The following is a 2,941-nucleotide window of genomic DNA, read 5'->3' as shown; positions in this document are numbered from 1 at the left end:
ACGCCTTCGGGCAGCGGCAGGTATCGACGATTTACCAGCCGCTGAACCAGTACAAAGTGGTGATGGAGGTTGATCCGGTTTATACCCAGGACATCAGCGCCCTGAATCAGATGTTCGTGATTAATAACGAAGGCAAAGCGATTCCCCTCGCCTATTTCGCCAAATGGCAGCCTGCGAACGCGCCGCTGTCGGTGAACCATCAGGGGCTGTCTGCGGCGTCCACCGTCTCGTTCAACCTGCCGTNATCCCTGTCGGATGCCAGCACGGCGATCGCGCGCACGATGACGCAACTGGGCGTGCCGTCCAGCGTGCGCGGCAGTTTCGCGGGAACGGCGCAGGTCTTTCAGTCAATGATGCAGTCGCAGGTGATCCTGATCCTGGCGGCGATTGCGACCGTGTATATCGTGCTGGGGGTGCTGTACGAAAGCTACGTGCACCCGCTGACCATTCTCTCCACGCTGCCGTCGGCGGGGGTGGGCGCGCTACTGGCGTTACAACTTTTCGGCGCCCCATTTAGCTTGATCGCGCTGATTGGTATCATGCTGTTAATTGGTATCGTAAAAAAGAATGCCATCATGATGGTCGATTTTGCGCTTGAGGCGCAGCGCAGCGGCAATCTGACGCCGGAAGAGGCCATTTTTCAGGCCTGTCTGCTGCGTTTCCGGCCCATCATGATGACCACGCTGGCGGCGCTGTTTGGCGCATTGCCGTTAGTGTTATCCGGCGGCGATGGCTCCGAGCTGCGCCAGCCGCTGGGGATTACGATTGTGGGTGGTCTGGTGATGAGCCAGCTACTGACGCTGTACACCACGCCGGTGGTGTATCTGTTCTTTGACCGTCTGCGTTTGCGCTTTGCCCGCAAATCGCGACAACCTGTGACCGGGTGAACATGGTAGATCTTCCGCGTAGCGTTCGCTGGCAGCTATGGATTGTGGCCTTCGGCTTCTTTATGCAGTCGCTGGATACCACCATCGTTAACACTGCCCTCCCCTCGATGGCGAAAAGCCTTGGGGAGAACCCCTTGCATATGCATATGGTGATCGTCTCGTACGTCCTGACCGTCGCCGTGATGCTGCCTGCCAGCGGCTGGCTCGCTGACCGCGTCGGTGTGCGCAATATCTTCTTCACCGCTATCGTGCTGTTTACCGCCGGGTCTTTCTTCTGCGCGCAATCCAGTACGCTGAATGAGCTGGTGATGGCACGCGTGCTGCAGGGCGTCGGCGGCTCGATGATGGTGCCGGTCGGGCGTTTAACCGTGATGAAAATCGTCCCGCGCGATCAGTACATGGCCGCCATGACTTTTGTGACCATTCCCGGCCAGGTCGGGCCGCTGATGGGCCCCGCGCTCGGCGGGATCCTGGTGGAATACACTTCCTGGAACTGGATTTTCTTAATCAACATTCCGGTTGGCATTATCGGCGCTATCGCCACGCTGATGTTAATGCCGAACTACACGTTACAGACGCGGCGCTTTGATATCTCCGGGTTTATCTGGCTGGTGCTCGGCATGGCATCGCTGACGCTGGCGCTCGACGGGCAAAAAGGGCTCGGTCTGACGCCGCTGATGCTCGGCGGGCTGGTGCTCATCGGCCTGTGCGCTATTCTGTTTTATCTGTGGCATGCGCGGGGCAACGACTCAGCGCTGTTCAGCCTCAAACTGTTCCGCACGCCGACCTTCTCGCTTGGTCTCGGCGGCAGCTTCGCCGGACGCATCGGCAGCGGCATGTTGCCATTTATGACGCCAGTGTTCCTGCAGATCGGACTCGGATTTTCGCCGTTTCATGCCGGGCTGATGATGATCCCGATGGTCATTGGCAGCATGGGCATGAAACGCGTCATCGTGCAGGTGGTTAACCGCTTTGGCTATCGCCGGGTGCTGGTGGCGTCCACGTTAGGGCTGGCGCTGGTCAGCCTGCTGTTTATGTCATTTGCGCTGCTGGGCTGGTATTACCTGCTGCCGGTGGTGCTGTTTGTGCAGGGCATGGTCAACTCCACCCGTTTCTCTGCGATGAATACCATGACGCTGAAAGATTTGCCGGATGAATACGCCAGCAGCGGCAACAGCCTGCTGTCGATGATCATGCAGTTGTCGATGAGTATCGGCGTCACCGTCGCCGGGCTGCTGCTCGGCCTGTACGGGCATCAACAGGTCGCCACCGACACCAGCGCCACACATCATATTTTTCTTTACACCTACCTCAGCATGGCAGTAGTGATTGCCCTGCCTGCCCTGATTTTCAGGCGTGTTCCCGACGACATCACAAAGAATGTGGTGATAAACCGGCGTAAAAGGAGTGAATCGTGAAATTCTGGCGTCCGGGGATCACCGGTAAACTGTTTCTCGCTATTTTTGCCACCTGCATCGTGCTGCTGGTCACCATGCACTGGGCGGTGCGGCTGAGCTTTGAGCACGGCTTTATTGATTACATCAAACGCGGCAACGAACAGCGCCTGCAACTGCTGGGCGATGCGCTTGGCGAACAGTACGCGTTGCACGGCAACTGGCGTTTTTTGCGCAATAACGATCGCTTCGTCTTTCAGATATTACGCTCGCTGGAGCATGATTCCGGCGACGATCGCCCCGGTCCCGGCATGCCCCCCCACGGCTGGCGGACGCAGTTCTGGGTGGTCGATCAGGATGCCCGCGTGATGGTTGGCCCCCGTGCGCCAATTCCGCCGGACGGCACCCGGCGCGCCATCATCGTTAACGGTGCCGAAGTGGGCGCGGTGATCGCTTCGCCGGTGGAGCGTCTGACGCGCAATACCGACATCAATTTCGACCGTCAGCAAAAACGCACCAGTTGGCTTATCGTCGCGCTGTCCACGCTGCTGGCGGCGCTGGCGACCTTCCCGCTGGCGCGCGGCCTGCTGGCGCCGGTGAAACGGCTGGTGGAAGGCACGCATCAACTGGCGGCGGGGAATTTCTCCACCCGCGTCACCG

The 2,941-nt window shown here is 59.2% G+C and carries 3 protein-coding genes; all 3 read left to right on the top strand.

Going from position 1 to position 2,941, the window contains the following annotated elements:
- Positions 1–887 (top strand): efflux RND transporter permease subunit (locus GM30_RS07350; RefSeq protein ID WP_193391773.1); only part of this gene is annotated, 887 nt, incomplete at its 5' end.
- Between the two features lie 2 nt (positions 888–889).
- Complete coding sequence (gene mdtD / locus GM30_RS07345; RefSeq protein ID WP_049848089.1) at positions 890–2,305, top strand: MFS transporter; 1,416 nt, start codon at positions 890–892, stop codon at positions 2,303–2,305.
- The coding region (locus GM30_RS07340) for a sensor histidine kinase (protein ID WP_476690690.1) at positions 2,302–2,941 on the top strand (640 nt) is incomplete at its 3' end. The genes mdtD and GM30_RS07340, both read left to right, overlap by 4 nt.

This window comes from Trabulsiella odontotermitis (genome assembly GCF_001188485.1).
Taxonomy (GTDB): Bacteria; Pseudomonadota; Gammaproteobacteria; order Enterobacterales; family Enterobacteriaceae; genus Trabulsiella; species Trabulsiella odontotermitis_A.
Note: the sequence above shows the minus strand (reverse complement) of the source record. Positions and strands in the feature narration are given on the sequence as shown.

Coding starts and splice junctions, on each gene's coding strand:
- mdtD (WP_049848089.1), top strand. CDS start 890: ATGGTAGATCTTCCGCGTAGCGTTCGCTGGCAGCTATGGATTGTGGCC.